The following is a 21,266-nucleotide window of genomic DNA, read 5'->3' as shown; positions in this document are numbered from 1 at the left end:
GTTGCTGGCGTTGTATTTAGCCTGGCCGGAAATGGTAAGCGCCGGTCCAGCTAGGCGCTTCATAGTGTTGGCGTTCCGTTGTAACAAGGCTGTCACATCCGGGGAACGCGGGCGTTAGCGTGGCTTGAAAAGCGTAGTCAGAACCTCCACTTGTAGAGCCAAGTGAGAGCCGGCCGGTCCCAAGCGGCCGTGCAGAGAGCCCGGTAACGGGACGATGGAAAGGACAAAAAAATGACGAAGAAAACGTCTGTAGCGAGCAGCACTGCCTACCCTGTTTTGCCTTTGCGCGACATCGTGGTGTTCCCGCATATGATCGTGCCGCTGTTCGTCGGACGCGAAAAATCGATCCGTGCGCTCGAAGAGGTCATGGGTTCCGACAAGCAGATCATGCTGGTGACGCAGATCAACGCCAGCGACGACGATCCGGACCCTTCGGCAATTCACAATGTGGGCACGGTCGCCAATGTGCTGCAGCTGCTCAAGCTGCCCGACGGCACCGTCAAGGTTCTGGTCGAAGGCCGCGCCCGCGCCGAGATCGACACCTATACCAGCCGCGAGGATTTCTATGAGGCGCTCGGCCATGTGCTCGAGGAGCCGCATGACGATCCGGTAGAGCTGGAAGCATTGTCGCGCTCGGTCGTTTCCGAATTCGAAAGCTATGTGAAGCTCAACAAGAAGATTTCGCCCGAAGTGGTCGGCGCCGCCAGCCAGATCGACGACTATTCCAAGCTCGCCGATACGGTCGCCTCGCACCTGTCGATCAAGATCACCGAGAAGCAGGAGATGCTGGAGACGACCAGCGTCAAGGCCCGCCTGGAAAAGGCCCTCGGCTTCATGGAAGGCGAGATCTCGGTGCTGCAGGTCGAAAAGCGCATCCGCTCGCGCGTCAAGCGCCAGATGGAGAAGACCCAGCGCGAATACTACCTGAATGAACAGATGAAGGCGATCCAGAAGGAACTCGGCGACGGCGAGGAAGGCCGCGACGAGATGAGCGAACTGGAAGAGCGCATTTCCAAGACCAAGCTGTCCAAGGAGGCCCGTGAAAAGGCCGATGCGGAGCTGAAGAAGCTGCGCCAGATGAGCCCGATGTCGGCGGAAGCCACCGTCGTGCGCAACTATCTGGACTGGCTGCTCGGCATCCCCTGGGGCAAGAAGTCGAAGATCAAGGCCGATCTCAACAATGCCGAGAAGATCCTCGAAGCCGATCACTTCGGTCTCGACAAGGTCAAGGAGCGCATCGTCGAATATCTGGCCGTGCAGGCCCGTGCTACCAAGATCAAGGGCCCGATCCTCTGCCTCGTCGGTCCTCCGGGTGTCGGCAAGACCTCGCTCGCCCAGTCGATCGCCAAGGCGACCGGCCGTGAGTATGTCCGCATGGCGCTTGGCGGCGTTCGCGACGAAGCCGAAATCCGCGGTCACCGCCGCACCTATATCGGCTCGATGCCCGGCAAGGTCATCCAGTCGATGAAGAAGGCGAAGAAATCCAACCCGCTCTTTCTGCTCGACGAGATCGACAAGCTCGGCCAGGACTATCGCGGCGATCCGTCGTCGGCCCTGCTCGAAGTGCTCGATCCGGCCCAGAACATGACCTTCATGGACCACTATCTGGAAGTCGAATACGACCTGTCGGATGTGATGTTCATCACGACGGCGAATACGCTGAACATTCCAGCGCCCCTGATGGACCGCATGGAAATCATCCGTATCGCCGGCTACACCGAGGATGAAAAGCGCGAAATCGCCAAGCGGCACCTGCTGCCGAAGGCTATCAAGGAACATGCGTTGCAGCCGGAAGAATTCTCGGTCAGCGACGACGCCCTGATGGCGATCAGCCAGCAGTACACCCGTGAAGCCGGCGTCCGCAACTTCGAACGCGAATTGATGAAACTCGCCCGCAAGGCGGTGACCGAGATCATCAAGGGCAAGACGAAGTCCGTTCATGTGACGGCTGCCAACATCGCCGACTATCTGGGCGTCCCGCGCTTCCGCCATGGCGAAGCCGAGGGCGAGGATCAGGTCGGCGTCGTGACCGGTCTTGCCTGGACGGAAGTCGGCGGCGAGCTGCTGACCATCGAAGGCGTGATGATGCCGGGCAAGGGCCGCATGACGGTCACCGGCAATCTGAAGGAAGTCATGAAGGAATCGATCTCGGCAGCGGCCTCCTATGTCCGCTCGCGCGCTGTCGATTTCGGCATCGAACCGCCGATGTTCGAAAAGAACGACATCCACGTGCACGTGCCGGAAGGCGCCACGCCGAAGGATGGCCCCTCGGCCGGTGTCGCCATGGCGACCGCCATCGTCTCGATCATGACCGGCATCCCGGTCAACAAGCATGTGGCCATGACCGGTGAAATCACCCTTCGCGGCCGTGTGCTGCCGATCGGCGGTCTCAAGGAAAAGCTGCTCGCAGCGCTTCGCGGCGGCATCAAGAAGGTGCTGATTCCGGAGGAAAACGCCAAGGATCTGGCGGAGATTCCTGACAACGTGAAGAACAACATGGAGATCATCCCGGTCTCCCGCATGGGCGAGGTGATCAAGCACGCGCTGATCCGCCGGCCCGAGCCGATCGAGTGGGATGGCACCGTGGAAACGCCTGTGATCACATCGGTCGAAGGCCTTGATGAGACGGGCGCAACCATAGCGCATTGAGTGGTGCTTGCCACATTTATGCCCATTTGGCGCAAAAGACACAAAAAGGCTGGCGGAAACGCCAGCCTTTTTTGTGAAAACGTCATGGAGACGCTTGCTTTTCCTTGATTTGCAGGGCTTCTGGGTTCCCGGCGGGCCTGATGAAACCTATTCTGCGCCTAGCTTACATTTGAGTCGTTTCATACCATTTAGAAAGGGGTGGAAACATGAACAAGAATGAACTCGTGTCCGCAGTGGCCGAAAAGGCAGGACTGACGAAGTCTGACGCGGCTTCCGCTGTCGACGCGGTTTTCGACGTTGTCCAGGCTGAACTCAAGAACAAGGGCGACATCCGCCTCGCAGGGTTCGGCAGCTTCACCGTTTCTCATCGTGCAGCATCGAAGGGCCGCAACCCGTCCACCGGCGCTGAAGTCGACATTCCGGCTCGCAACGTGCCGAAGTTCACGCCCGGCAAGGGCCTGAAGGACGCCGTCAACGGCTGATTAAAGATTATCCGCCAGCCGTAAACGAGACCGGCTGTGCAGGGTTTTTGAGAGGGGTTCGGCTTTGCCGGGCCCCTTTTTGTTCTGGCCGCTTGCCGCACGCGGCACTTTGATTTACCACGGAGCTGTTCTCAGGGCGGGGTGAAACTCCCCACCGGCGGTAAGGGCTGCGGCCCGAGCCCGCGAGCGCCTTCCCAAGCTGTCGCGTGGGAAGGGTCAGCAGATCCGGTGCGATTCCGGAGCCGACGGTATAGTCCGGATGAAAGAGAATGAGCATGGCCGCGTGCGGGCAGGGGACTGCCGGCGTCAGCGTGCCGTCGCCTCATGCGTCCTGGTTTATGTTGGTCCCTCTTCTGGATAAAAGACATGAATCAGAATTCCCTTGCAGTCTCGCAATCCCGCGCCCTTGCCGGCGCAAGCTTCATGGTGCTTGGAGGAGTGGCCTTTTCGCTCCTCAACGTCGTCACCCAGTGGCTGACCATGAGGCTCGCCTTTCCCCCGGCCTCGGCGGCCTTCTGGCAATATGCCTTCGCCTTCCTTTTCTCCTTGCCCTTTCTGCGCAAGGCAGGCCTTTCGGCCATGCGCACCGATTATCCCTGGCGGCATGTCGTGCGCGTGGTCTTTGCCGCGCTCGGCGTCGCGGCCTGGGTTTCCGGCCTTGCTTCGGTGCCGATCTGGCAGGCGATTGCGCTCGTCATGACTTCACCCTTCTTCATCATCCTCGGCGCCCTCCTGTTCCTCGGCGAACGCGTCGGCGCCGCCCGTTGGGCGGCAACCGCTGTCGGCTTTGCCGGCGCGATGATCATCCTGCAGCCATGGTCCGACAGTTTCACCTGGGCAGCATTGCTGCCGGTGCTCTCGGCGCTGCTCTGGGGCGCCTCGTCGCTTATCACCAAGAGCCTGACCGGCATCGAGAAGCCGGAGACGATCACCGTCTGGCTGCTGGTGCTGCTGACGCCGATCAACGGCGGGCTGGCGCTTGCGGCGGGCCTTGCCGTGCCGACGGGTGCGACGCTGGCTCTCTTCCTTCTGGCGGGCCTCCTGACGGTCGCGGCGCAATATCTGCTGACCCTTGCCTATGCCAGCGCCGACGCTGCCTATGTGCAGCCGTTCGACGATCTGAAGCTGCCGCTCAACGTGCTCGCCGGCTGGCTGTTCTTCGGTTATGCGCCGGCCGGTTATCTCTGGCTGGGAGCCGGACTCATCCTCGCCGCATCGCTCTTCATCATGCGCAACGAGATGCGCCGGGAAAGGCAAGCGGCCTCCGCGTGAAATGTCACGGACTGTCATGTCTCTGTCATGGCAGTCCCGCAGAAAACCCATGTTTCGACTATTCGACACATGGGGGATTTCATGACGATTTCATCGCGCCAGGCAGCGCTTGCTGCCGTGCTTCTCGCATCCGTTGCCTTTCCGGCCGCCGCCGAGCCGGTCTTCAACCGCATCGCCTCTTTCCCGGTCGCTCAGAACCTGCCTGATGACAAGGACAAGCTGTCGCCGACATCGGCCGAAATCATCACCGCGACCGACGACGGCAAGACGCTGATCTACAGCGACAGCCCGCTCGGCGCGATCGGCTTCATCGACATCAGCGATGCCAAGGCGCCGAAATCAGGGGGCGCGCTGATGATGGACGGCGAGCCGACATCGGTCACCGCGAGCGCCGGCAAGGCGCTCGTCGCCGTCAACACCTCCGAGAGCAACGCGAAGCCCTCAGGCCGTCTCGCCATCGTCGACGTGGCGACGAAGAAGATCGAAAACAGCTGCGATCTCGGCGGCCAGCCGGATTCGATCGCCCTCAACAAGGACAAGACGCTCGGCACTATTGCGATCGAAAACGAGCGCGACGAAGACGTCAATCACGGCAAGATCCCGCAGATGCCGGCCGGCGACCTCGTCGTCTTCCAGGTCAAGAACGGCACTGTCGATTGCGGCAGCATCAAGCATGTGACGCTGACCGGTCTCGCCGGCGTTGCCCCCGAGGATCCGGAGCCGGAATTCGTCGCCTTCAACGGGCTGAACGAGATTGCCCTGACGCTGCAGGAAAACAACGAGATCGTCATCATCGATGCCAATACGGCTGAGGTGAAGACGCATTTCTCCGCCGGCAGCGTCGATCTTACCGGCATCGACACCAAGCGCGACGGCGCGCTGAAATTCACCGGCGAATCCAAGGGCGTGCTGCGCGAGCCGGACGCCGTGAAGTGGCTGGACGACAACCGCCTCGTCGTCGCCAATGAAGGCGATTACCAGGGCGGCTCGCGCGGTTTCACCATCTTCGACAAGACGGGCAAGCTTCTCTACGAATCGGGCGCATCCTTCGAACGCGCCGTCGCCCATATCGGCCACTATCCGGAAAGCCGTTCGGGATCGAAGGGCGTCGAGCCGGAAGGCCTCGAGGCTGCCAAGTTCGGCGACGACCAATATTTCTTCCTGCTCGCCGAGCGCGCCTCGGTCGTCGGCGTCTATAAGGATACCGGCGCCGACCCCGAACTCATCCAGCTGCTGCCGTCCGGCATTTCGCCGGAGGGTGGGGTCGCTATCCCCCAGCGCAATCTCTTTGCCACTGCCAACGAGCTCGACCTCGGCAAGGATGGCGGCGCGCGCTCGCATGTGATGATCTACGAGCGCTCGGAAGGCGAGAAAGCCTATCCGAAGATCGTCTCCGCCGACAAGGACGGCAATCCGATCGGTTTCGCAGCCCTTTCGGGTTTGGCCGCCGTTCCCGGCAAGCCAGGCATGCTCTATGCCGTCAGCGACAGCGTTCTCGGCTCGCAGCCGACGATCTACACGATCGATGCCAGCAAGAAGCCGGCGGTCATCACCGACGCTCTCGTCGTCAAGCGCGACGGCGCCCCGGCCCAGAAGCTCGACATCGAAGGCATCGCGGTTGCCGCCGACGGCTCCTTCTGGCTCGCCTCGGAAGGCTATAGCGAGCGTCTCGTCCCGCACGCCCTCTACAACGTCAACGCGAAGGGCGACATCAAGGCCGAGATCGCCCTGCCGAAGGAACTCGCCGCCAACGAAATCCGCTTCGGTTTCGAAGGTGTGACCATGATCGGCACCGGCGACGATGCCACGCTCTGGATGGCGGTCCAGCGCGAGTGGGGCGACGACGAGAAGGGCTTCGTCAAGCTCGTCTCCTACAATCCGAAGAAGAAGGAGTGGGGCGCGGTGCGCTATCCGCTCGACAAGACAGAAAGCGGCTGGGTCGGCCTGTCGGAAATTTCGGCTCAGGGCGACAGTGTCTACATCATCGAGCGCGACAACCTCGTCGGCGATGCCGCCAAGCTGAAGAAGCTCTATAAGGTGGCGATCTCGGAGCTGAAGCCCGCCAAGCTCGGCGGCGAACTGCCCGTCGTCAAGAAGACCGAAGCCCACGATTTCCTCGGCGAACTCAAGAGCGCGACCAACGGCTACGTGCTCGACAAGCTCGAAGGCTTCACCTTCGATGCATCGGGCAAACCCTATGCCGTCACCGACAACGACGGCGTCAGCGACTCCTCCGGCGAGACGCTGTTCTTCCCGGTTGATCTCAGCGCTACGAACTGAGGCGTCATAGAGGGATACAGGGAGAGGCCGGGCGAAAGCCCGGCCTCTCTTTTTTGATGCAAAGGATCCATGGGGTGTCCGCATTCGCAGCGGGAAGGCGAGGACATCCGACTGAAGAATATTTTGCAAAGCAGAGGGCTTCGGAATGGATGCTCGGGTCGAGCCCGAGCATGACGGAGATTGGGGCGACGCGACGGGGAGGAGGCGAGATGCTGGAGCAATTCCAACAGCTTGCGGGTGCGGCGAAGTTGGAGTTTGGCATGGACGATCCCCCACACTCCGTCATCCTCGGCCTTGAGCCGGGGATCCATGCTATGGCTTCTCACGCGTGCGTGTGCTCGGGTCAAGCCCGAACATGACGGAGATAGGGAGGACGCGACTGGCAGGAGGCGAGATGCTGGAGCAATTCCAACAGCTTGCGGGTGCGGTGACGTTGGAGTTTGGCATGGACGCTTCCCCACACTCCGTCATCCTCGGCCTTGAGCCGAGGATCCATGCTGCGGCCTCTCACGCGTCCGGGTGCATGCTCGGCTCAAGGCCGCGCATGGGAGGAGAGGCGTGAGGACTTAAACAAGGGCGGCTCACCGATGTTTCCGCAGCCCCGAGCTCCAGCCCTACCAGCGCTGATGCACATGCGGCGCGATCAGCCGATCGTAATTCTCCCGTGTCGCCGCCATGACGTCGGCCGCAAGCGGCGCCAGATCGGCGGCCGCCGCGTTGGCCTTGGCCTGCTCGCCATTGCGGGCGCCGGGGATAACGACGGTGACGGCGTCGCTCATCAGGATCCAGCGCAGCGCAAAGGCGGCCATGGTCGCGCCGGCGGGCACCAGCTTGCTCACCTCTTCCACCGCCTGCAGGCCGACCTCGAACGGCACGCCGGCAAAGGTCTCGCCGACATCGAAGGCTTCGCCATGGCGGTTGAAGTTGCGGTGGTCGTCGCTGGCAAAATGCGTCTCGCGGGTGATCTTGCCGGAGAGCAGGCCGCTTGCCAGTGGCACGCGGGCGATGATCGCCACATTCCTGCGGCGGGCCTCGGCAAAGAACAGGTGGTCGGGGCGCTGGCGGAAGATGTTGTAGATGATCTGGATGCTGACGACGCCGGGATATTCGATCGCCTTCAGCCCGTCCTCGACCTTTTCGACGCTGACGCCGTAACCCTTGATCTTGCCGGCCGCCTGCAACGCGTCGAGACCGTCGAAGACCTCGGGCTGGTAAAACACCTCGCGCGGCGGGCAATGCAACTGCACGAGGTCGAGGCGGTCGACGGCAAGGTTTTTCAGGCTGCGGTCGATGCAGCCTTCGAGATTGGCCTTGCTGTAGCCTTCGGCGACATGCGGATTGAGGCGGCGGCCCGCCTTGGTGGCGACCATGGGGCGCTCGCCGCCACGCGTCTTCAGCACGTCGGCAATGATTTTTTCCGAGCGGCCGTCGCCATAGACGTCGGCCGTATCGATGAAGGTCATGCCGGCATCGAGTGCGGCATTCAGCGCCGCACGCCCGTCCGCCTCGCTGATATCGCCCCATGAGCCGCCGATCTGCCAGGCGCCGAAGCCGACATTGGTGACGGTGAAGGGCATGCGGCCGAAAGCATGATGTTTCATGAGAAATTCTCCCAATGCATGTTGCCCGGAAGTGTGCAGCGGTTCCGGGATAACGACATGCGTAAAAACAAAGAACTAAAGCGCGTCGCATGAGCCAAGTTCAATGCGACGCGCCTTAGGCGATGAAAGATATTGGCCTATCAGCAGGGCGACTATGCGGCAGTTGCCGATCCGGCCTTGATCGCCCGCCTCGATGAAATATCGTCAGGTTACAAGGCTTCAACCGCAATGGAATAGAAAAGGAACGATCATGGAGATCAAACCCGCCGGCTCTCGCCCCTCGATGAAACCGCCGGCCGACTATTTCACCGGCGCCGTTCGCCAGGATCCGCTGATTGAGCCGCCGGCGCCGGCCCGGGTGCGGGCAACCTCCGTCACCTTCGAACCCGGCGCCCGCACGGCCTGGCACACGCATCCGCTCGGCCAGACGCTGATCGTCACCTCGGGCAGGGGCCTTGCCCAGAGCTGGGGCGATGACATCCGCGAGATTCGCGCCGGCGACACCGTCTGGTTCGCGCCGGGCGAAAAACATTGGCATGGTGCTGCCCCGGACACGGCGATGACGCACATCGCCATACACGAGGCGCTGGACGGCAAGCATGTCGACTGGATGGAGCATGTCAGCGACGCGCAATATTCCGGCGCGGTGTCGGCCGGTTAGAGCCGCTTCAGGCAGTAGGAAAAATGCGCATGTGATTCGACGGTCAGGAACTCGAATTGCCAGCCATAATCCTTGCAGAACTTGGTGACCGCCTCGACGACGCCATAGACGATCGGTTTGACGGTATTGCCGGTGCAGAAATCATGCCCGGCAATGCGCCCCGTCCGCTTCACCTTCTTTTCGCAGAGCAGCAGTTCCTGCCAGGTGAGCTCGAAGGAATGGTCGGTATCGATATAGGCCCAGTCGAGGAAATCGTCCTCGAATTCGGCGAGCTTTTCGAGCGACGTGCCCTGCATCAGATGCAGCCGCCGGGCCGCGATCTCGGTCGCGAACTGCGTATGGATCGAATCGAGGCCGGAGCTGTAGCGGTCCATCGACCAGGGATCGATGAGGTAGAGCTGCGCCGGGCGGTTCTTCTCGAGAATCTCCGCCGTATATTCGCCGAAGGCTGCCCCCACCTCGACGCCGATGCCGCCATTCGGGATCCGGTAGAGCAGCTCGCCGCGATCCGGCAGCAGGCGGGCGTTTTCCAAATGGTGGGCGCTGAGCGGGGTGCGCGGCATGCTCGCCCTAAGCGCCTGCCTTTCTTCACGTGTCTTCATTTCTGATCTCGGATTGCGGGCGGTTGACGGCCCTGATGCGGTCTGCGGGGAACGTAGGAGCAGCGGACCTCGATGACAACCACATGACGGGAATTTGCTTCTTTCGGACAAATCGCTAAGTTTCATTCGTGGACCGACGAAAAAGCCTCGGGAGGAGCGATTTCATGAGACGCATGTGGCCGGAAGAATTCAACGCCGTCTTCAACGGAGCCGAGGAGGTGATGTTGGAATCACCCGCCGAGGCCGGCGAGGCGCCGTTGCACCGGAAGGCGCTGAGGGCGCGCATCACCATGGAGGATTACGAGCGGATCTGGCCGCTTGCCGAGATGCGCTTCCGGCTGGGCGAAGGGGATCTGGCCGGCAAGGCCGTCACGCTGATCACCACCAATCCCCACTACCACGCCTGGCACCCGAAGGACGGCGGCAGCGTCGAGTCGGTCTCCGACAGCGGCCGCCACTTCAAGACGGATTATATTGTCGTGCATTTCCTGCTCGACGACGTCAAGGAAACCTCTCCCGCCTGATAGCCCAAGCCGGTGCCGGCCGCGAGCCCGCACCGGCATCCGCATTCTGTTGACGCCGATGTGATGCCGACGCTGATGACAATCGCGGCGATATCGCTAAGTTTGCGGAAATTTTTTCACCAAATTGGAGGTTCCCGTGACGGCGAACGTGCTGGATATTCCTGTCAAATCAGTGGATGGTCGTGAAACCACGCTCAACGACTACAAGGGCAGGGTGCTCTTGATCGTCAATGTCGCCTCGAAATGCGGGCTCACGCCGCAATATGAGGGGCTTGAGAAGCTCTACGGGGAAAAGCGCGAGCGTGGCTTCGTCATCGCCGCTTTCCCCGCCAACGACTTCAAGGGCCAGGAGCCCGGCACGGATGCCGAGATCCTCGATTTCTGCACCAGCACCTACGACGTCACCTTCCCGATCTTCTCGAAGATCTCGGTCAAGGGCGAGACCCAGCACCCGCTTTACCGGCAACTGACCAAATCGGGCGTGAAGACCACCGGCGACGGCCCGATGCGCGAACGCCTGAAAGCCCACGGCATATCAGCCGGCGACGAGGACGACATCCTCTGGAACTTCGAAAAATTCCTCATCGGCCGCGACGGCAAAGTCGTCGCCCGCTTCGCGCCTGACGTGACGGCGGATGATTCGCGGCTGGTTTCGGCGGTGGACAAGGAACTGGCAAAGGAATGATTGCCCTCCGGCTGCCAGGCGCATCCGGGCGCTGAACGTCTTCAGATACCGAGCACGGTCACAAGCGGAGGCGTAAAGTCCTTGAAGCCCAATCTTGGCCAGTCGCACCTTGCGTCAAATCGCGTCTTTGGTTTGTGGCGCTGGCAGTTCGGATTCGTCTTGAATGCATAGCCAGGCAGGTTGACATAGGTGGGACTTGGCGCGCCAACGGCCATCGCGATGCACAGCGTCAATGCGGAGCAGAGAGTTCTCATGGCACCCCTCCAGGCGTGAGAAACCTTCAAGCGCGGAGACTTTCCGGGCGGCGAATATTCCCACGTTCGCCGGCTCCCATCCATTCGCCCAATAGGAGGTGGCGCGGTCGCCGGAGTAGTCCGTTTTGGTGGAGGTTCCAGACTCCGAGCGCATCTGGATCTGCCGGACGTCGCGCCTTGCTGTGCCGAAATCTCTTCCCCCGCCTCGAATACGGGTACCGAGGGGCACCAAGCGTCGGTCTGCGAGCCCACGATATCACCTGGGTACTTGACGCTGATAGGAGAAAAATGGTGGGCGATGAGAGACTCGAACTCCCGACATCCTCGGTGTAAACGAGGCGCTCTACCAACTGAGCTAATCGCCCATCGCGAGCGAAGCCGGATCGGCCTGCCGCGTTGGTGGCCGTGATCTATGCGGATCGCGGCAAAACCGCAAGAGTGTTTGTGAAGAATTTTTGATTTTTTTGGCGGCGGTCCCTCTCTTCACGGCGCCGGTCGGGCGCAGCCGGGTTGTGGATAAACGGGAGGGGAAGGCGGCGGGCATGTCGGCTTCGACCGTGTCGTCGGCTTCGATCGGGCGTCCATGCCGCAGCGGCAAACGGAATTGCCGGCTTTTCATTCCCCCCCGCATGGTCTTTGCGCAAACAATTCAACGACTGTCATGGTTTTGTCTCCAAACCTGCTTGACACTAAAAGACGAACCCCGTAGTTAGCCGCTCATCGAAACGGGCAGCCGTTTTGGTGGGGGTGCGAAGGCATCCGGATTGCTTGAAATGAAGTGCGGGTGTAGCTCAGTCGGTTAGAGTGCCGGCCTGTCACGCCGGAGGTCGCGGGTTCGAGCCCCGTCACTCGCGCCATTTCAAAAGAGGCGACAAATCGCCGCCGTCCGGTTCTTCCGTCCGTCATGCGCGGGTGTAGCTCAGTCGGTTAGAGTGCCGGCCTGTCACGCCGGAGGTCGCGGGTTCGAGCCCCGTCACTCGCGCCATTCTCTTCCGAAAGCTATGCAGTTTCCAGGGGTCAGGCATGCAGCTTGAATCAGCTTCTGCGGATTTGTCGCGACATCGTTGCATCTGCTTGATAATGTCCGCGCGCGACGCGTCGAATTGCCTCTGTAAAAGTCTTGCGCCGGGGCTTCGGCTGCGCTAACCACGGCTTGTTGCAACGCACGTTCGCTTGCCGGGCAATTGCCCAAATGCGCCTCCTGGCGCCTCCGGCAAGCAAGGATGAACATGATGACTGAACTGCTCAGTTCCTATATTCCGATCGCTATCTTCATCGCTATCGCGCTTGTCATCGGCCTGGCGCTGCTCATTGCGCCGTTCGCCGTGGCTTTCAAAGCGCCCGATTCGGAGAAGCTCTCGGCTTACGAATGCGGCTTCAACGCTTTCGACGATGCCCGCATGAAGTTCGACATCCGCTTCTATCTCGTGTCGATCCTCTTCATCATCTTCGACCTCGAAGTCGCCTTCCTCTTTCCCTGGGCCGTTTCCTTCGGTGCCATCGGCTGGTTCGGCTTCTGGTCCATGATGGTCTTCCTCTTGGTGCTGACCATCGGCTTTATCTATGAATGGAAAAAGGGAGCCCTGGAATGGGAGTGACCCCTGTGAGCAATCAGCCGCTCGTTGCCCAGCAGCCGAAGGGGATCATCGATCCCTCGACCGGCAAGCCGATCGGCAGCAATGACGCCTTCTTCGGCGAGATCAACAACGAGCTCGCCGACAAGGGTTTCCTCGTCACCTCGACCGACGAACTGATCAACTGGGCCCGCACCGGCTCGCTGATGTGGATGACCTTCGGTCTTGCTTGCTGCGCTGTCGAAATGATGCAGCTGTCGATGCCGCGTTATGACGTCGAGCGCTTCGGCTTTGCGCCGCGCGCCTCGCCGCGCCAGTCCGACGTAATGATCGTCGCCGGCACTCTGACCAACAAGATGGCGCCCGCTCTGCGCAAGGTCTACGACCAGATGCCGGAGCCGCGTTATGTCATCTCGATGGGTTCCTGTGCCAATGGCGGCGGCTACTACCACTATTCCTATTCCGTGGTGCGCGGCTGCGACCGTGTCGTGCCGATCGACATCTACGTGCCGGGCTGTCCCCCCACGGCAGAAGCGCTGCTCTACGGCGTGCTTCTGCTGCAGAAGAAGATCCGGCGCACCGGCACGATCGAACGCTAAGGGTTAAGGACAAGGCATATGAGTGAAGCCCTGACTGAGCTTGCGTCCTATCTTGGCGAAGCGCGCAGCAACCTGATCACCACGTCGCAGCTGAAGTATGGCGAGCTGACGCTGACGACGACGGGTGAAAACCTGATCGCGCTTCTGACCTTCCTGCGTGACGACGGCAAATGCGGTTTCGTCAACCTGATCGATATTTGCGGTGTCGACTGGCCGCAGCGCGAGCTGCGTTTCGACGTCGTCTATCATCTGCTGTCGCCGAAGCAAAATCTGCGCGTCCGCATCAAGGTCGCAACCGACGAGGATACGCCCATTCCCTCGGCCTGCGCCGTCTATCCGGGTGCTGACTGGTTCGAACGCGAAACCTGGGACATGTACGGGGTTCTCTTCACCGGCCATCCGGACCTGCGCCGCATCCTGACCGATTACGGCTTCGAAGGCCACCCGCTGCGCAAGGACTTTCCGACGACAGGTTTCGTCGAAGTCCGTTACGACGATGCCGCAAAGCGCGTCGTCTACGAGCCGGTAGAACTGAAGCAGGAATTCCGCAACTTCGACTTCATGTCGCCCTGGGAAGGCACCGAATACGTGCTGCCGGGGGACGAGAAGGCGAAGCAGTAGTCTTAGGCATTAGGCAGAAGCCAGCAGGCAGTAGTGATAAGGGAGAATGGCAACGGCGATTAATTCCTATCAGGATCTTACGGTGTGGCAGCGCTCAATGGATCTTGCGGTTGAATGTTACGGCCTGACCAAAGAATTTCCGAAAGAGGAAATTTATGGCCTCACCTCCCAGGTAAGACGTTCAGCGGCGTCCATCGCGGCAAACATAGCGGAAGGTTACGGACGCGAGGCAACGGGTGCGTATGTGCACCATTTGAAAATTGCCCAAGGGTCCCTGAAGGAGTTGGAAACGCATCTGATACTTTCGGCGCGAGTAGGAATGACCACGGTGTCGCAGACCCAGTTGGCGCATTCCTTGATCACCGAGGTAGCAAAGATGCTGCGGTCGCTCATTCGCCGCCTGCAAGATGGACAGAACGAACGTGAGAACTGAAAACGACACTATTGCCTATTGCCCACTGGCTAATGCCTGCAATAGCGGAGCGCTTGCAAATGACCGAACATAACGTCCGCAACTTCAACATCAATTTCGGACCGCAGCATCCGGCGGCGCATGGCGTTCTTCGTCTTGTCCTGGAGCTTGACGGCGAAATTGTGGAGCGGGTCGATCCGCATATCGGCCTTTTGCACCGCGGCACCGAGAAGCTGATCGAGACCAAGACCTATCTTCAGGCCGTGCCCTATTTCGATCGTCTCGATTACGTCGCGCCGATGAACCAGGAGCATGCCTATGCGCTGGCCGTCGAAAGGCTGCTTGGCATCGAGATCCCGATCCGTGGCCAGCTGATCCGCGTGCTGTATTCGGAAATCGGCCGCATCCTGTCGCATCTCTTGAACGTCACGACGCAGGCGATGGACGTCGGCGCGCTGACGCCGCCGCTCTGGGGCTTCGAAGAGCGCGAAAAGCTGATGGTGTTCTATGAGCGCGCCAGCGGTTCGCGCATGCACGCTGCTTATGTCCGTCCGGGTGGCGTCCATCAGGATCTGCCGGAAAAGCTCGTTCAGGATATCGGCGACTGGTGCGACCCCTTCCTGAAGGCGCTCGACGACATCGACAACCTGCTGACCGGCAACCGTATCTTCAAGCAGCGCAACGTCGATATCGGCGTCGTCTCGCTGGAAGATTGCTGGGCCTGGGGCTTCTCCGGCGTCATGGTGCGCGGTTCGGGCGCAGCCTGGGATCTGCGTCGCGCCCAGCCTTACGAATGTTATTCCGATCTCGAATTCGACATTCCGATCGGCAAGAACGGCGACAACTACGACCGTTACCTGATCCGCATGATCGAGATGCGCGAGTCGGTCCGCATCATGAAGCAGTGCGTCAACCGCCTGCTGTCGGATGCCAAGACCGGTCCTTTCTCATCGATCGACGGCAAGGTCGTGCCGCCGAAGCGCGGCGAGATGAAGCGCTCGATGGAAGCGCTGATCCACCACTTCAAGCTCTATACCGAAGGCTACCATGTGCCGGCCGGCGAAGTGTATGCCGCGGTCGAAGCGCCGAAGGGCGAGTTCGGGGTCTATCTCGTCTCGGATGGCTCCAACAAGCCGTACCGCTGCAAGATCCGCGCGCCCGGCTATGCCCATCTGCAGGCGATGGACTTCATGTGCCGCGGCCACCAGCTTGCCGACATCGCGGCCGTCCTCGGCTCGCTCGACATCGTCTTTGGCGAGGTGGACCGCTGATGCAGCGTCTGCCGCTTGCCGTCGCACTTCTTCTTTCGGCATCCGGGGTTTCGGCTCAGGAGGCCGACACTCTCGGCACGCCGTTGGGCCATAAGGAAGTGACGCCGCCGGCGGCGAAAACGTCCATGGGCGAGCTTTTGTCCAAGGGCTATCAGATCAAGGCTGCCATTCCGAACGGCAGCAAATTCGTCGTATTTATGCAGAAAGACCAGTCGGCCTATGCCTGCGAAATGCAGTCTTTGACCGCTTCGCGGTGTGGAACCCTAAACTGACAAGGCGTGAGGAAGAATGTCCGTTCGTCGATTAGCCGAAGATCAATTTCAGCCTGCCGCATTCGCTTTCAGCGATGAAAATGCGGTCTGGGCGGACAAGACGATCCAGAAATACCCCGCCGGCCGCCAGCAGTCGGCGGTCATTCCGCTGTTGATGCGGGCGCAGGAGCAGGACGGCTGGGTGACGCGCGCGGCGATCGAAAAGATCGCCGACATGCTCGACATGGCCTATATCAGAGTGCTCGAAGTCGCGACCTTCTATACGCAGTTCCAGCTGCATCCCGTCGGCACGCGCGCCCATGTCCAGGTCTGCGGCACGACGCCCTGCATGTTGCGCGGCTCGGAAGCGCTGATGTCGGTCTGCAAGAGCAAGATCCATGCCCATCCCTTCGAGCGCAATGCCGAAGGCACGCTGTCGTGGGAAGAGGTCGAATGTCTCGGCGCCTGCGTCAACGCCCCGATGGTGATGATCGGCAAGGATACCTATGAGGATCTGACGCCCGCCCGTCTCGAAGAGATCATCGATACCTTTGCCGCCGGCAATGGCGCGAGCATCAAGGCGGGCACCCAGATCGACCGGATATTCTCCGCACCGGAAGGCGGCCTGACCTCGCTGACGACGGAAGAGCCGAAGGCAAGGACACGCGCCAAGAAGGCCGATGCCGAAAGCGTATCGGCTCCGGTCGATGCGGCTCCAGTCCCGCCCTCCGAGGCCGCCCGCCCGAAGAGCACCGATGCCGAGACTAATGCGGCGCTGAAGACGCCGGCAACGGCGCCGAAGGCGGCTGCGAAAAATGCCAAGGCAGCCGAAGAACAGCCGGTTTCCGGCACGGCGGCTGCCGAGCCGGCCCCGGCCGTCAAGGCAGAAGCCCCGGCGGCGAAGCCTGCGCTGACCGACAAGAACCGCCCGGCCGGCATCGAAAAGCCCGCCGCCCCGGAGGATCTGAAGATGATTTCCGGCGTCGGTCCGAAGATCGAGGCGACGCTGAACGAAATCGGCATCTTCACCTTCGCGCAGGTCGCGAGCTGGAAGAAGGCCGAGCGCGAATGGGTCGACGGCTACCTGAATTTCCGCGGCCGCATCGAGCGCGACGACTGGGTCAAGCAGGCCAAGGCGCTCGCCAAGGGCGGCGAAGCGGAATATATCAAGGTCTTCGGCAAGAAGCCGCGGTAAGAGGTGAAGCATGTTACAAGATAAAGACCGCATCTTTACCAACATCTACGGCCTCAAGGACAAGTCCCTGAAGGGCGCGATGAGCCGCGGCCACTGGGACGGCACCAAGCAGATCCTCGAAAAGGGCCGTGACTGGATCATCAACGAGATGAAGGCATCCGGTCTTCGCGGCCGCGGCGGCGCCGGCTTCCCGACAGGCCTGAAATGGTCCTTCATGCCGAAGGAAAGCGACGGCCGCCCGCATTACCTCGTCGTCAATGCCGACGAATCCGAGCCCGGCACCTGCAAGGACCGCGACATCATGCGCCACGATCCGCATACGCTGATCGAAGGCTGCGTCGTCGCGAGTTTCGCCATGGGCGCCAATGCCGCCTACATCTATGTGCGCGGCGAATATATCCGCGAGCGCGAAGCGCTGCAGGCGGCAATCGACGAATGCTATGACTATGGCCTGCTCGGCAAGAACAACAAGCTCGGCTGGGACATGGACATCTTCGTCCATCACGGCGCCGGCGCCTATATCTGCGGCGAGGAAACTGCGCTGCTCGAAAGCCTCGAAGGCAAGAAGGGCCAGCCGCGCCTGAAGCCGCCGTTCCCGGCCAATATGGGCCTCTACGGCTGCCCGACGACGGTCAACAACGTCGAATCGATCGCCGTTGCGCCGACGATCCTGCGCCGCGGCGCCGGCTGGTTCTCGTCGATCGGCCGTCCGAACAATGTCGGCACCAAGCTGTTCATGCTCTCCGGCCACGTCAACAAGCCGTGCACGGTCGAAGAGGAAATGGGCATCACCTTCCGCGAACTGGTCGACCGCCACGCCGGCGGCATCCGCGGCGGCTGGGACAATCTGCTCGCCGTCATTCCCGGCGGCGCATCCTGCCCGATCGTTCCGGCCAAGGACATCATCGACTGCCCGATGGATTTCGACGGCCTGCGCGGCGTTGGCTCCTCCTTCGGCACGGCCGCCGCGATCGTCATGGACAAATCCACCGACGTCATCAAGGCGATCGCCCGCATCTCCGCCTTCTTCAAGCATGAGAGCTGCGGCCAGTGCACGCCCTGCCGCGAAGGCACGGGCTGGATGTGGCGGGTGATGGAACGCATGGCCAAGGGCAATGCCCAGAAGCGCGAAATCGACATGCTGTTCCAGGTGACCAAGCAAATCGAAGGCCACACCATCTGTGCGCTCGGCGACGCCGCCGCATGGCCGGTGCAGGGTCTGATCCGTAACTTCCGTCCCGAGATCGAAAAGCGCATCGACCAGTATACGGCAAGCGCGCTCGACCACGGCGCGGTTCTGGAGGCGGCTGAATAATCATGACGGACAAAGCATCCAAGAGTGGGAAGAAGGAAGAGACTTCCGATTTCGCGGCCGGCTTCGGCCGTCTTGCCGCCGAGATGCTGGAAAACGCACAGGCGATGCCGGTGCATCCGCTGATGGCGCATCCGGCCGCTGCCTTTGCCGCCGCAACGGCGATCGGCTTCGGTTTCTCGACGCAGATAGCGGGCGCCTTTTTTGGGGCCTTCCAGAGCGCGCTGGAAACGACCGGCAAGGTTGCCGCCGCCCTCGACGACACACCGCCGGACGAGCCGATGCCCGATGTCGACATCCGGCCGGAAAATATCCGTCCGGCGGTCAAGGTTTTCACCAAGCCCGCGGCCGACAAATCCGAGCTGGAGAAGAAGGCGAGGCCAAGGCTGACGGTGGTCAAGCCGGCGAGCGCGACGATCCCGGCAAGCGAACCGCAGCCGGCCAGCAAGGCAAAGCCGGTCGCGAAGGCAAAGCCGGTTGCGCGGGCTGCAAAGGCCGACGATCTCAAGCTGATCGCCGGCATCGGCCCGAAGCTGGAGCAGGTGCTGAATGCCAAGGGCATTCGCAGCTTTGCCGAGATTGCCGCCTTGACCGACGAGGACATCGCCCGGCTCGACGCCGAGCTTGGCTTCGACGGCCGCATCGCCCGCGACGACTGGATCGGCCAGGCGAAGGTTCTCGCCGGACGGAGCCGCAGAAGGAAATGAACTGTCCGGCCGTGCAAACCGGCCGGAAACATGGGCAGATCGGCGGACGGGCGGGGGCCCCACGCTGCAGATGCCGGTGCGGGTTCCGGGTCTGGAACGCGCGACAGAAAATTTGGGCGACATAGGCTGCCGGCAGGACGAAAGATCCGGCCCGGCAATGAAAATGTTGCAAAAACGGGTTTGTTTGCCGTCATCAGGCAAACGGGAAACAGGACTGAGCGACGATGGCAAAACTGAAGATTGACGGCAACGAGATCGAAGTTCCGGATCATTTCACGCTATTGCAGGCGTGCGAGGATGCCGGCGCCGAGGTTCCGCGCTTCTGCTTCCATGAGCGCCTGTCGGTTGCCGGCAATTGCCGCATGTGCCTTGTCGAAGTGAAGGGCGGCCCGCCGAAGCCGCAGGCTTCCTGCGCCATGAGCGTTCGCGACATCCGCGGCGGCCCGAACGGCGAACTGCCCGAGGTCTTCACCAACACGCCGATGGTCAAGAAGGCCCGCGAAGGCGTGATGGAATTCCTGCTGATCAACCATCCGCTCGATTGCCCGATCTGCGACCAGGGCGGCGAATGCGATCTGCAGGACCAGGCGATGGCCTTCGGCATCGATACCTCGCGCTACCAGGAAGACAAGCGCGCCGTCGAGGACAAGTATATCGGCCCGCTGGTCAAGACGGTGATGAACCGCTGCATCCATTGCACACGCTGCGTCCGCTTCACCACCGAGGTCGCCGGCATTTCCGAACTCGGCCTGATCGGCCGCGGCGAGGATGCCGAGATCACCACCTATCTCGAACAGGCGATGACCTCCGAGCTGCAGGGCAACGTCGTCGACCTTTGCCCGGTCGGCGCGCTCACCTCCAAGCCCTTCGCCTTTACCGCGCGCCCCTGGGAACTGAACAAGACCGAATCGATCGACGTCATGGATGCCGTCGGCTCGGCGATCCGCGTCGACACCCGCGGCCGCGAAGTCATGCGTATCCTGCCGCGCGTCAACGAGGCGATCAACGAGGAGTGGATCTCCGACAAGAGCCGCTTCATCTGGGATGGTCTGAAGACCCAGCGCCTCGACCGGCCCTATGTCCGCCGCGACGGCCGCCTGCAGCCGGCCAGCTGGGCCGAGGCTTTCGGCGCCATCAAGGCCGCCGTCGGCGCCACCTCGGGCGACAAGATCGGCGCAATCGCCGGCGATCTTGCTTCCGTCGAGGAAATGTATGCGCTTTCAGAACTGGTGAAGTCGCTCGGCTCCGCCAATCTCGACTGTCGCCAGGATGGGGCGGCACTCGATCCGTCGCTCGGCCGTGCAAGCTACCTCTTCAACCCGACCATCGCAGGCATCGACCAGGCCGATGCGCTGCTGATCATCGGCGCCAATCCGCGCTTCGAGGCGGCCATCCTCAACGCCCGCATCCGCAAGCGCTGGCGCCGTGGCAAGTTCCCGATCGGCGTCATCGGCGAGCCGGGCGAACTGCGCTACAGCTATGACTATCTCGGCGCTGGTCCCGACACGCTGAAGGATCTCGTCGATGGCGGCCATGCCTTTGCCGACGTCCTGAAGAACGCCGCCAAGCCGATGATCATTATCGGCCAGGGCGCGCTGTCGCGCAGCGACGGCGCCGGCGTTCTCGCCAGTGCCGCCAAGCTCGTCGGTTCGGTCGGCGCGGTTGTCGAAGGCTGGAACGGCTTTGCCGTCCTTCATACCGCCGCCTCGCGCGTCGGCGGCCTCGACCTCGGCTTCGTGCCGGGCGCCAAGGGCGTCAATGCCGCCGAGATGCTGACGTCGATGGACGTGCTCTTCCTGCTCGGCGCCGACGAACTCGACTTCACCGCCAAGAAGGCGGGGCTGACTGTCTATATCGGCTCGCATGGCGATAACGGCGCGCATCATGCCGACGTCATCCTGCCGGCCGCAGCCTATACCGAAAAGTCCGGCACCTGGGTCAACACCGAAGGCCGTGTCCAGATGGGCAGCCGCGCAGGCTTTGCGCCGGGCGATGCCCGCGAGGACTGGGCAATTATCCGTGCCCTTTCCGACGTGCTCGGCAAGAAGCTTCCCTTCGATTCGCTGAGTGAACTGCGTGGCCGGCTCTATGCCGCTTTCCCGCATTTCGCCGCCATCGACGAGATCGCCGAAACCGATAGCGCCCAAATTGCCGCAGTTGCGAAAAAAGCCGGCAAGATGAACAAGTCAGGGTTTGCGTCGCCGGTCAAAGACTTCTATTTGACGAACCCGATCGCGCGTGCCTCGGCTGTCATGGCCGAGTGCTCGGCATTGGCCCGCAACAATTTCAAAGTCGCGGCAGAGTAAGGGCAGGG

The 21,266-nt window shown here is 61.6% G+C and carries 20 protein-coding genes, 3 tRNA genes and 1 riboswitch; of the genes, 19 read left to right on the top strand and 4 right to left on the bottom strand.

The annotated features are described in order from the left end of the window. Positions 1-231: 231 nt before the first annotated feature. The 4 genes from lon (at position 232) to K6M89_RS03365 (ending at position 6,683) form a co-directional block, all read left to right on the top strand. On the top strand, positions 232-2,649 hold the full coding sequence (lon, locus tag K6M89_RS03380; protein WP_222138427.1) for an endopeptidase La: 2,418 nt from the start codon (positions 232-234) through the stop codon (positions 2,647-2,649). A gap of 206 nt (positions 2,650-2,855) precedes the next feature. Then, a complete protein-coding gene (gene hupB / locus K6M89_RS03375) occupies positions 2,856-3,131 on the top strand; it encodes a DNA-binding protein HupB (protein WP_003547346.1) in 276 nt (91 codons plus the stop codon). Between the two features lie 123 nt (positions 3,132-3,254). Next, positions 3,255-3,406: riboswitch (FMN riboswitch) on the top strand. A gap of 82 nt (positions 3,407-3,488) precedes the next feature. Further along, positions 3,489-4,403, top strand: coding sequence for a DMT family transporter (locus K6M89_RS03370; protein ID WP_438826579.1), 915 nt, complete (start codon positions 3,489-3,491; stop codon positions 4,401-4,403). An 81-nt stretch (positions 4,404-4,484) separates the two neighbouring features. Then, entirely contained in the window at positions 4,485-6,683 is a 2,199-nt protein-coding gene (locus K6M89_RS03365; protein ID WP_246642314.1) for an esterase-like activity of phytase family protein, read from the top strand. Between the two features lie 614 nt (positions 6,684-7,297). Here the strand turns inward: K6M89_RS03365 and K6M89_RS03360 are convergent. Continuing rightward, entirely contained in the window at positions 7,298-8,284 is a 987-nt protein-coding gene (locus K6M89_RS03360) for an aldo/keto reductase (protein WP_222138424.1), read from the bottom strand. 250 nt (positions 8,285-8,534) lie between these two features. On the opposite strand from K6M89_RS03360, the gene K6M89_RS03355 reads away from it, so the two are divergent. After that, the gene (locus tag K6M89_RS03355) at positions 8,535-8,945 is read left to right on the top strand and encodes a (R)-mandelonitrile lyase (RefSeq protein ID WP_222138423.1); all 411 of its coding nucleotides are present in this window, start codon (positions 8,535-8,537) and stop codon (positions 8,943-8,945) included. Here the strand turns inward: K6M89_RS03355 and K6M89_RS03350 are convergent. Further along, entirely contained in the window at positions 8,942-9,547 is a 606-nt protein-coding gene (locus tag K6M89_RS03350; protein ID WP_222138422.1) for a class I SAM-dependent methyltransferase, read from the bottom strand. The genes K6M89_RS03355 and K6M89_RS03350 overlap by 4 nt on opposite strands. Positions 9,548-9,711: 164 nt before the next feature. Here K6M89_RS03350 and K6M89_RS03345 point away from each other — a divergent pair, with 164 nt between their 5' ends. Together K6M89_RS03345 and K6M89_RS03340 are read left to right on the top strand one after the other, a co-directional pair. Next, the gene (locus tag K6M89_RS03345; RefSeq protein ID WP_097581608.1) at positions 9,712-10,071 is read left to right on the top strand and encodes a hypothetical protein; all 360 of its coding nucleotides are present in this window, start codon (positions 9,712-9,714) and stop codon (positions 10,069-10,071) included. Positions 10,072-10,207: 136 nt separating this feature from the next. Then, the gene (locus K6M89_RS03340) at positions 10,208-10,756 is read left to right on the top strand and encodes a glutathione peroxidase (RefSeq protein ID WP_222138421.1); all 549 of its coding nucleotides are present in this window, start codon (positions 10,208-10,210) and stop codon (positions 10,754-10,756) included. A gap of 543 nt (positions 10,757-11,299) precedes the next feature. Here the strand turns inward: K6M89_RS03340 and K6M89_RS03335 are convergent. Further along, positions 11,300-11,375, bottom strand: a tRNA-Val gene (locus tag K6M89_RS03335). Continuing rightward, the gene (locus K6M89_RS03330; RefSeq protein ID WP_222138420.1) at positions 11,366-11,629 is read right to left on the bottom strand and encodes a hypothetical protein; all 264 of its coding nucleotides are present in this window, start codon (positions 11,627-11,629) and stop codon (positions 11,366-11,368) included. The genes K6M89_RS03335 and K6M89_RS03330 overlap by 10 nt, the downstream gene beginning before the upstream one ends. 161 nt (positions 11,630-11,790) lie before the next feature. On the opposite strand from K6M89_RS03330, the gene K6M89_RS03325 reads away from it, so the two are divergent. The 12 genes from K6M89_RS03325 to nuoG all read left to right on the top strand — a co-directional run bounded on the left by K6M89_RS03325 (position 11,791) and on the right by nuoG (position 21,258). Continuing rightward, positions 11,791-11,867, top strand: a tRNA-Asp gene (locus K6M89_RS03325). 51 nt (positions 11,868-11,918) lie between these two features. Next, positions 11,919-11,995 (top strand) — tRNA-Asp (locus tag K6M89_RS03320). A 247-nt stretch (positions 11,996-12,242) separates the two neighbouring features. Next, positions 12,243-12,608: an NADH-quinone oxidoreductase subunit A gene (locus tag K6M89_RS03315; protein ID WP_010055493.1), complete on the top strand. Its 366-nt coding sequence runs from the start codon at positions 12,243-12,245 to the stop codon at positions 12,606-12,608. After that, entirely contained in the window at positions 12,599-13,183 is a 585-nt protein-coding gene (locus tag K6M89_RS03310; RefSeq protein ID WP_008521904.1) for a NuoB/complex I 20 kDa subunit family protein, read from the top strand. The genes K6M89_RS03315 and K6M89_RS03310 overlap by 10 nt, the downstream gene beginning before the upstream one ends. Before the next feature lie 18 nt (positions 13,184-13,201). Continuing rightward, entirely contained in the window at positions 13,202-13,804 is a 603-nt protein-coding gene (locus K6M89_RS03305) for an NADH-quinone oxidoreductase subunit C (RefSeq protein WP_222138419.1), read from the top strand. A gap of 46 nt (positions 13,805-13,850) precedes the next feature. Continuing rightward, entirely contained in the window at positions 13,851-14,237 is a 387-nt protein-coding gene (locus K6M89_RS03300) for a four helix bundle protein (protein ID WP_011424924.1), read from the top strand. Between the two features lie 59 nt (positions 14,238-14,296). Then, on the top strand, positions 14,297-15,487 hold the full coding sequence (locus K6M89_RS03295; RefSeq protein WP_097581601.1) for an NADH-quinone oxidoreductase subunit D: 1,191 nt from the start codon (positions 14,297-14,299) through the stop codon (positions 15,485-15,487). Continuing rightward, positions 15,487-15,759, top strand: a complete 273-nt coding sequence (locus K6M89_RS03290; RefSeq protein WP_097581600.1) for a hypothetical protein — start codon at positions 15,487-15,489, stop codon at positions 15,757-15,759. Before K6M89_RS03295 ends, K6M89_RS03290 begins: the two co-directional genes overlap by 1 nt. Before the next feature lie 16 nt (positions 15,760-15,775). Further along, on the top strand, positions 15,776-16,933 hold the full coding sequence (locus K6M89_RS03285) for an NADH-quinone oxidoreductase subunit E (protein ID WP_222138418.1): 1,158 nt from the start codon (positions 15,776-15,778) through the stop codon (positions 16,931-16,933). Positions 16,934-16,943: 10 nt separating this feature from the next. Then, on the top strand, positions 16,944-18,248 hold the full coding sequence (nuoF, locus tag K6M89_RS03280) for an NADH-quinone oxidoreductase subunit NuoF (protein WP_097581597.1): 1,305 nt from the start codon (positions 16,944-16,946) through the stop codon (positions 18,246-18,248). Positions 18,249-18,250: 2 nt separating this feature from the next. Continuing rightward, a complete protein-coding gene (locus K6M89_RS03275; protein ID WP_222138417.1) occupies positions 18,251-18,952 on the top strand; it encodes a helix-hairpin-helix domain-containing protein in 702 nt (233 codons plus the stop codon). Between the two features lie 224 nt (positions 18,953-19,176). Next, positions 19,177-21,258, top strand: coding sequence for an NADH-quinone oxidoreductase subunit NuoG (gene nuoG, locus K6M89_RS03270; RefSeq protein ID WP_222138416.1), 2,082 nt, complete (start codon positions 19,177-19,179; stop codon positions 21,256-21,258). Positions 21,259-21,266 lie beyond the last annotated feature (8 nt).

This window comes from Rhizobium croatiense, assembly GCF_019793465.1.
In the GTDB taxonomy this organism is placed as follows: domain Bacteria; phylum Pseudomonadota; class Alphaproteobacteria; order Rhizobiales; family Rhizobiaceae; genus Rhizobium; species Rhizobium croatiense.
This window is presented reverse-complemented; position numbering and strand designations above follow the sequence as displayed.

Excerpts from the sequence above, each read along its gene's own strand:
- K6M89_RS03345 (WP_097581608.1), top strand. The coding sequence starts at position 9,712 with ATGAGACGCATGTGGCCGGAAGAATTCAACGCCGTCTTCAACGGAGCC.
- K6M89_RS03290 (WP_097581600.1), top strand. The coding sequence starts at position 15,487 with ATGCAGCGTCTGCCGCTTGCCGTCGCACTTCTTCTTTCGGCATCCGGG.
- K6M89_RS03330 (WP_222138420.1), bottom strand. The coding sequence starts at position 11,629 with ATGAAAAGCCGGCAATTCCGTTTGCCGCTGCGGCATGGACGCCCGATC.
- K6M89_RS03300 (WP_011424924.1), top strand. The coding sequence starts at position 13,851 with ATGGCAACGGCGATTAATTCCTATCAGGATCTTACGGTGTGGCAGCGC.
- K6M89_RS03285 (WP_222138418.1), top strand. The coding sequence starts at position 15,776 with ATGTCCGTTCGTCGATTAGCCGAAGATCAATTTCAGCCTGCCGCATTC.
- K6M89_RS03275 (WP_222138417.1), top strand. The coding sequence starts at position 18,251 with ATGACGGACAAAGCATCCAAGAGTGGGAAGAAGGAAGAGACTTCCGAT.
- K6M89_RS03295 (WP_097581601.1), top strand. The coding sequence starts at position 14,297 with ATGACCGAACATAACGTCCGCAACTTCAACATCAATTTCGGACCGCAG.
- K6M89_RS03315 (WP_010055493.1), top strand. The coding sequence starts at position 12,243 with ATGACTGAACTGCTCAGTTCCTATATTCCGATCGCTATCTTCATCGCT.
- lon (WP_222138427.1), top strand. The coding sequence starts at position 232 with ATGACGAAGAAAACGTCTGTAGCGAGCAGCACTGCCTACCCTGTTTTG.
- hupB (WP_003547346.1), top strand. The coding sequence starts at position 2,856 with ATGAACAAGAATGAACTCGTGTCCGCAGTGGCCGAAAAGGCAGGACTG.
- K6M89_RS03355 (WP_222138423.1), top strand. The coding sequence starts at position 8,535 with ATGGAGATCAAACCCGCCGGCTCTCGCCCCTCGATGAAACCGCCGGCC.
- nuoF (WP_097581597.1), top strand. The coding sequence starts at position 16,944 with ATGTTACAAGATAAAGACCGCATCTTTACCAACATCTACGGCCTCAAG.
- K6M89_RS03305 (WP_222138419.1), top strand. The coding sequence starts at position 13,202 with ATGAGTGAAGCCCTGACTGAGCTTGCGTCCTATCTTGGCGAAGCGCGC.
- nuoG (WP_222138416.1), top strand. The coding sequence starts at position 19,177 with ATGGCAAAACTGAAGATTGACGGCAACGAGATCGAAGTTCCGGATCAT.
- K6M89_RS03365 (WP_246642314.1), top strand. The coding sequence starts at position 4,485 with ATGACGATTTCATCGCGCCAGGCAGCGCTTGCTGCCGTGCTTCTCGCA.
- K6M89_RS03350 (WP_222138422.1), bottom strand. The coding sequence starts at position 9,547 with ATGAAGACACGTGAAGAAAGGCAGGCGCTTAGGGCGAGCATGCCGCGC.
- K6M89_RS03360 (WP_222138424.1), bottom strand. The coding sequence starts at position 8,284 with ATGAAACATCATGCTTTCGGCCGCATGCCCTTCACCGTCACCAATGTC.
- K6M89_RS03310 (WP_008521904.1), top strand. The coding sequence starts at position 12,599 with ATGGGAGTGACCCCTGTGAGCAATCAGCCGCTCGTTGCCCAGCAGCCG.